General features: G+C 68.8%; 6 protein-coding genes and 2 pseudogenes. 1 reads left to right on the forward strand and 7 read right to left on the reverse strand.

The window, feature by feature from the left end:
* Nucleotides 1-124: 124 nt before the first annotated feature.
* The 6 genes from zapE to ENN83_RS07460 are packed head-to-tail and all read right to left on the reverse strand — an operon-like array spanning nucleotide 125 to nucleotide 5417.
* Complete coding sequence (gene zapE, locus ENN83_RS07435) at nucleotides 125-1210, reverse strand: cell division protein ZapE (protein WP_287185639.1); 1086 nt, start codon at nucleotides 1208-1210, stop codon at nucleotides 125-127.
* Between the two features lie 51 nt (nucleotides 1211-1261).
* Nucleotides 1262-2182 carry an alpha/beta fold hydrolase gene (locus ENN83_RS07440; protein WP_287185641.1) on the reverse strand — a complete coding sequence of 307 codons (921 nt, stop codon included), beginning with the start codon at nucleotides 2180-2182 and terminating at the stop codon, nucleotides 1262-1264.
* Complete coding sequence (locus ENN83_RS07445; protein WP_287185642.1) at nucleotides 2179-3099, reverse strand: ornithine cyclodeaminase family protein; 921 nt, start codon at nucleotides 3097-3099, stop codon at nucleotides 2179-2181. The genes ENN83_RS07440 and ENN83_RS07445 overlap by 4 nt, the downstream gene beginning before the upstream one ends.
* A gap of 14 nt (nucleotides 3100-3113) precedes the next feature.
* Nucleotides 3114-3602, reverse strand: coding sequence for a YaiI/YqxD family protein (locus ENN83_RS07450; protein WP_287185644.1), 489 nt, complete (start codon nucleotides 3600-3602; stop codon nucleotides 3114-3116).
* On the reverse strand, nucleotides 3599-4429 hold the full coding sequence (fghA, locus tag ENN83_RS07455) for an S-formylglutathione hydrolase (RefSeq protein ID WP_287185646.1): 831 nt from the start codon (nucleotides 4427-4429) through the stop codon (nucleotides 3599-3601). Before fghA ends, ENN83_RS07450 begins: the two co-directional genes overlap by 4 nt.
* Before the next feature lie 58 nt (nucleotides 4430-4487).
* Nucleotides 4488-5417 carry an AEC family transporter gene (locus ENN83_RS07460; protein WP_287185647.1) on the reverse strand — a complete coding sequence of 310 codons (930 nt, stop codon included), beginning with the start codon at nucleotides 5415-5417 and terminating at the stop codon, nucleotides 4488-4490.
* 200 nt (nucleotides 5418-5617) lie between these two features.
* Between ENN83_RS07460 and ENN83_RS07465 the strand changes: the two are divergent.
* Nucleotides 5618-6157, forward strand: a pseudogene (locus tag ENN83_RS07465) (choice-of-anchor K domain-containing protein); the annotation flags it as partial.
* A 113-nt stretch (nucleotides 6158-6270) separates the two neighbouring features.
* On the opposite strand, the pseudogene ENN83_RS07470 reads toward ENN83_RS07465, so the two are convergent.
* Nucleotides 6271-6378 (reverse strand): annotated as a pseudogene (locus ENN83_RS07470) (rubrerythrin family protein); the annotation flags it as partial.

Below are 6378 nucleotides of genomic sequence, written 5' to 3' on the forward strand. Positions count from 1 at the left end.
GGCACCGCGGTCGAGAGACACGCTCTGGCGCTCGGTCGGAACAATCCTCAACCGCTTCACCCCCGATGAGTGCACCAACTACCTCAAGGACGCAGGCTATGCTTCCGTGTAAACCTGAAACGCGCTAGTCTCCAGCCACCCCCCATTCAGCCGCCTGCATTTCCCTCAACCGGCTGGCCGTGCGCTCGAACTCGAAGGATCCCGCCCCTTCGAGATACAGCATCTCGGGCTGCGCCGCCGCCGACGCGATCAGCCGCACCCGCCCCTCGTAAAGCGCATCCACCAGCGTCACGAAGCGGCGTGCCTCGTTGTAGTTCTCCGACGACAGCCGCGGGATGTCCTCCAGGATCAGCACCCGCATCGCCTCGGCCAGCGCAAGGTAGTCGGCCGGTCCCAGGGGGCGGGCGCACAGATCCCAGAAACTCGCCCGCGCCACCCCGTTGTGAAACTGCGGCAGGTTCACCTCGCGGCCCTGCACCCGCAGCGTCAGCGGCGCCCCCGCCCCCTCGGTCAGATCCTGCCAGATCGCCGACAGCGCCTCGCGCGCCAGACGGTCGGCGGGAGTGAAATAGACATCCGCCCCGATCAGCCGGTTCTGCCGGTAATCGGTGGGCGAGGCCAGGTGCATCCCCTCCAGCCGCTCCTCGATCAGGCGGATGAAGGGCACGAAGCGCTCGCGTTGCAACCCGTCCTTGTAAAGATCGCCCGGCACCCGGTTCGAGGTCGTGACCACGCACACGCCCTCGGCAAAGATCAGCTCGAACAGCCGCCCCACGATCATCGCATCCGCGATGTCGGTGATCTGCATCTCGTCGAGGCACAGAAGCCGCAAGCCCCTGAACTCGGCCGCCACGACCGGGCGCAGCGCGTCCTCGGCCCCGGCCTTGCGCGCGGCGTGCAACCCCTTGTGCATCTGCTGCATGAAAGCGTGGAAATGCACCCGCCGCTTGCCCTCGATCCCGACAGCCGCGTGGAACAGGTCCATCAGCATCGACTTGCCGCGCCCCACGCCGCCCCACAGGTAAAGCCCGCGCACCGGCACGGGCGGCGGCGCCTTGCGGAACAGCCCGCCACGCGGCGCGGGCGGCGGGTTTTCCAGCGCGGTGCGGATCCGGTCCAGCGGCGCCAGCGCCGCGATCTGCGCCGGATCGGCGCACAACTCGCCCGCGCTGACCTGGACATCGTAGAGGCTTCGCAGACTCTGTCCCATGGTGCGGTTCTAGGCCGGGGGCGCGGCGGCGGAAAGGGGCGCGTTCGCCGGTCAGCGGCACGGCAGGACCCCCGCCAGCGCCCTTGCCACCTCCGCGGCATGGGTGATCGGCAGGGCATGGCCGGCACCCGCCAGGGTGATCTGGACGGCCCCCGGGTTGAGCGCGGCAAGCCGTTGCGCAGCCGCGGGCGCGATCAGCTCGTCCCTCTCGGCCCAGATCGCCAGCACGGGCATCCCCGTGGTGGCAAGGCGGCGATGGGCGGGGCCAAGATCCTCGGCCAGCAGGCCGCGCAGGCTGGACAGCATCGCAGGCAGAAAGCCGCGATACCGGGTCTCGGCGACCTGCGCCTCGATCACCGCCGCGGGCAGGGCGCGCGCGCGGCCGTATCGCCGGGCCACCAGCCGCACCAGCGCGCCGCCCGGAACCCGCACCAGCCAGTCCGCCAGCCCCGGCAGGGCGCGGGCCAGCGCCACGGCCCAGGGCATCTTCAGCCCCAGCCCGGCGGGGGCGATCAGGATCAGCCGCTCCACAAGGTCGGGCCGGGCGGCCGCAAAAGCCGTGGCCATGGCCCCTCCCATCGAAAAGCCCAGCACCCCGAGCCGCCCCGTCACGCCCAGCGCTGCCAGCAATTCGTCGATCTGGCCGATCAGCATCGCGCTGCTCTGGCGGCCGGGCGGACGGTCGGACAGGCCGCGCCCGTAAAGATCAGGCACCAGCACGCGGTATCCCAGCCGGGCCAGCGTCTCGGCGGTGCTGTCCATGAACCAGCCGCCGGTGGAAATCCCGTGCAGGCACAGCACGACCGGACCATCTGCCGGGCCATGCCAGCGGTAATGGGTGCACCCCGAGGGCAGCGCGGCCATCGCCCCCGGCGCCGCGGCGCGCGCCTCCGCCACCGGGCGGCGCAGCCATTCCGACAGCGGGTAAGCGCCCGCCGCCAGCGCCGCCAGCGTCGCCAGCGCCCAGATCATCGCGCGCGCCAGGCGTCGAGGATATGCGCGCAGGTCATCAGGTCCAGATGCGCGCCGCCGCCATTCTTGAAAAGCGTGATCTCGTCCTCCGCCGCCCGCGCGAACCGCCCCGCGGACAGATCGTAGAAATCCGCCACGATATCGCCTTCCGCGATGGCGCCCGAGGCAAGCGGGATCTTCAACTCGCCGATATGGCCCAGCGTGGTGTCCCGGCTGTCCACGAAGATCCGCGCCCGTTTCAGCGCGGCATCGTCGGCCTCGCGCATGTCGGGGCGGAACGCGCCGATCAGGTCGACATGCTGGCCCGGCCGCAACCATTCGCCCCGGATCAGCGGATGGGTCGCCATGGTGGCCGAGGTCACGATATCGGCCGCGCGCACCGCGTCTTCCAGATCGCGCGCGACCGCGATCCGCGGAAAGCTGCTGGCCAGCCGCTCCGCCCCCGCGGCCGAGCGGTTCCAGACGGTGAAGCGCGCCTGCGGAAAGGCGCTGGAATAGGCTTCGTACAGCGCATGCGCCACCGTGCCCGCGCCGACGATCAGGATCTCGCGGCTGTCGGGACGGGCCAGCCGCGTGGCGGCCAGCAGGCTGTCACCGGCGGTCTTCCATTTCGTGACAAGGTGGAAATCGACGATCGCCTCAAGCGTGCCGTCGCGGTCGGAAAACAGGCAGACGCCGCCATTGACCGCCGGTTTGTCGCGGGCAGGATTGGCCGGAAAGATCGTCGCCGATTTCACCGCCAGCCCCAGCCCGTCGATCCAAGCCGCCCGATTCAACAGCGTATCCGCACCGCGATAAAGGAGACTGTCGGCGATCTCCGCACGTGGCAGGGCATGCCCTGCCGCCAGCGCGGCGCACAGGCCGGGCCAGGTCAGCAGCCGCTCGCCCTCGGCAAAGCCGATGATCTCGGGCATCATCCCTCCCCCTGCGCTCAGCCCGTCGGCCCGGCGCCACGCGGCGCCGCATCCACGGACTGGCTCGCCGCACGCAAGGCCCGTTCCAGCGCGTCGAGAAAGCGCGAGCGGTCGGCCCTGGAAAACCCGCGCCCGCCGCCCTGCCGGAACGGATCGGCGGCGCGCAGATCGGCCATCAGGTCCCGGCTGGCCAGTTTCGGGCCGATATTGGCATGGGTGAACGCCTCGCCATTGTGGTTCAGCACCGCCGCCCCCGCCGCCACGCATTTCGCAGCCAGCGGCACATCGGCCGTCACCACCACGTCACCGGGGCCGGCCTGATCGGCAATCCACTTGTCGGCCTCGTCGGGGCCTTGCGCCACATAGACCATCCGCGCCAGCGGGTGATCCACGGGGCGCAGCCCGCCATTCGCGACATAATGGATCGGGGCGCCATGGCGTTCGGCGACGCGCAGCGCCTCGTCCTTGACCGGACAGGCATCGGCATCGACGAACACCCGGCTCACCGGGACAGCGCCTCGGCGTGGAAGGCGACGTGATCCTCCATGAAGGTGGAGACGAAGAAATAGGAATGGTCATAGCCGCCCTGCATCCGAAAGATCGCGGGATGCCGGGTTTCGGTGATCGCCGCGGCCAGCGCCTCGGGCATCAGCGTGTCGATGAACTGGTCGCCCGTCCCCTGGTCGATCAGCATCGCCCCCCCGAACCCGTTCTCGCGCAGGGACAGGCAGGCATCGTGCCGCACCCAGTCCACATTGCCCTCGCCCAGATAGGCGTGGATCGGCTTCTTCGCCCAGTCCGACCGGCTGGGATGGGTGATCGGCGCAAAGGCCGAGACGGAGGCGAACCGCCCGGGATAGGCCATCGCGATGGTCAGCGCGCCATGCCCGCCCATGGAATGGCCGGTGATCGCCTGGCGTTCCTCGTCCAGCGCGAAGCCGTTGAACAGAACCCGCGGCAATTCCTCGGCGATATAGTCCCACATGCGGAAATTCGCGGCCCAGGGGGCTTCGGTGGCATTGACGTAAAAGCCCGCGCCCTGGCCCAGATTGTACATCTCGTGATCGGCCACATCCGCGCCCCTTGGCGAGGTGTCGGGAAAGACCAGCGCGATGCCATGCTCGGCCGCCCATTGCTGCGCGCCCGCCTTGACCATCGCGTTCTCATGCGTGCAGGTCAGGCCCGACAGATACCACAGTACCGGCACCGGCCCGTCCTCGGCCTCTTCGGGCAGGAACAGACCAAAGGTCATGTCGCATCTGCAAACCTCGGAGGCGTGGCGATAGACGCCCTGCTTCCCGCCGAAGCATCTGTTCTCGGATAGGGTTTCCATGGCGCTCTCCCTCGCTGGCCCGGCTATGGGGTAGCGCGCCCGCGCCGCCCGGGCAAGCTCAGAGCGTGGCGATCAGCGAGATCACCGCGGGAACCGTCAGGATCGAGGCCGCGGTCGAGATCAGGATCGAGGCCGACACCCGCTGCGGCGCGACGCCGTAATGCTGGGCCAGCATGTAGACATTGCCCGCCACCGGCAACGCGGCCGCCGCGATCATCACCCCCGCGGCATAGGGCAGGACATCGAACAGCACCAGCGCGCAAAAGGCCACCGCGGCCGGGTGCAGGACCAGCTTGGCAAAGGACAGCCAGCCCGCCACCGCCAGCCGCTCGACCGACCGCGCGGCAAGCGAGGCGCCGATGGCAAACAGCGCGCCCGGCGTGGCCGCAGCACCCAGCAGCACCAGGAACATCGCCGCCGGTTCCGGCAGCGGCAGGCGAAAGGCCGACCAGCACAGCCCCAGCACGATCGACACGATCATCGGGTTCTTCACAAGCCCCAGCGCGACAGTGCCCAGGATCGCGGGCGACAGCCGCCCCTCGCGCGAGCCGGTGACAAGGATCACGATCAGGCTTGAGAACACGATCAGATCGACCGCCAGCACCATCATCACCGGCCCCACCGCGGCCTCGCCCAGCAGGACCGCCAGCATCGGGATGCCAAGGAACCCGGTATTGCCGATGGCCGCGCATTGCGCCTCGACCGCCGCCTCGGCCACGCCCCGGCGGCGGATCAGCGCGACCGCGGTGGCCAGCAGGTAGACCGCCATCGTGCCGCTCAGATAGGCTGCGATGAAGGCCGGATCGAACAGCTCGGCCACCGGAAGGTTCGCGGCAAAGCAGAAGATCATCGCCGACAGCGCGAAGTAGAAGACGAATTTCGTCAGCCAGGCGGTCGCCTCAGGCGTGAAGAACCCGGTCCGCCCGGCCCCGTAGCCAAGGCCGATCAGCGCGAAGAAGGGCAGGGTCTGAAGAAAGATCGCCAGCATGTCCGGCGGTTAGCACGCGGCGGCGGGCTTGGGAATGGCCCCGCGCGGCCAGCGGGCAAGGCGTCGAGGGGATGACGGATTGTTGCGTGAACAGCCTCTTTCTCAAGATTTAATTGAAAAACCCGGGTGTCGTGATCCGATCCATGGATCGGGGGCGCGGTCCATGGCTGCGCCTTCCGGAAAACGATGGGAAATCAGACATGAAACACCATCTGATCGCGGCCGCGATCTTCGGCCTTTCGGCCGGTGCGGCCCATGCCGTCACCTTTTCCGGAACGGCCCAGGGAAGCTGGGTCGATCCGATCGGCAGCTTCGGCTTCACGATCGCCAACAACGATGCGGGCGAGACGGCGGATGTCGACTGGGGCACGCCAGCCACCACGAATTTCAACAATCTCTGGCGCTTCGACGGCGTCGGTTCGGATGGCGGGCCGGGCTGGACAGCGGATGCGGGCAACCTGTTCAAGGTGGGCGATTTCACCTATCGCAACGGATCGGTGACCGGCCACGATTTCGACGGCGCAAGCCTCGCGGTGACGCTCTTCATCATCAATCCGCTGAACGTGACCGAATCCTTCAGCTTCGCCTTCGACGTCCTCAACACGCCGAACGTGACCGGCGACCCGGTTCTCGACGGCGACATCGCGTCGATCGCGAACATCTCCACCAGCGCGACCTTCATGTATGGCGGGCTGGACTACACGCTTGAATTGCCTGGCTTCTCGCAGGATGGCGGCGCTCGGCGGTCTGGGCCTTGTCCGGCGGGCACGTCGCCGCTCGGCCTGACCCGGCCCCTGCCCTGCCAGCCGAAGGCGCCCCGACCGGGGGCGCCTTCCCCGCCCGGGCGCCGCCCCTATCCCGACCCGATCAGGATGCCCGCCGCCAGCACCAGCCCGCCGCCCAGCACCACCTGGAAGGCCGCGCGCAGGAAGGGCGTCTCCATATAGCGTTTCTGGATCCA

Origin of the sequence: Rhodovulum sp., assembly GCF_011048875.1 — a bacterium.
Classification (GTDB): domain Bacteria; phylum Pseudomonadota; class Alphaproteobacteria; order Rhodobacterales; family Rhodobacteraceae; genus Rhodovulum; species Rhodovulum tesquicola.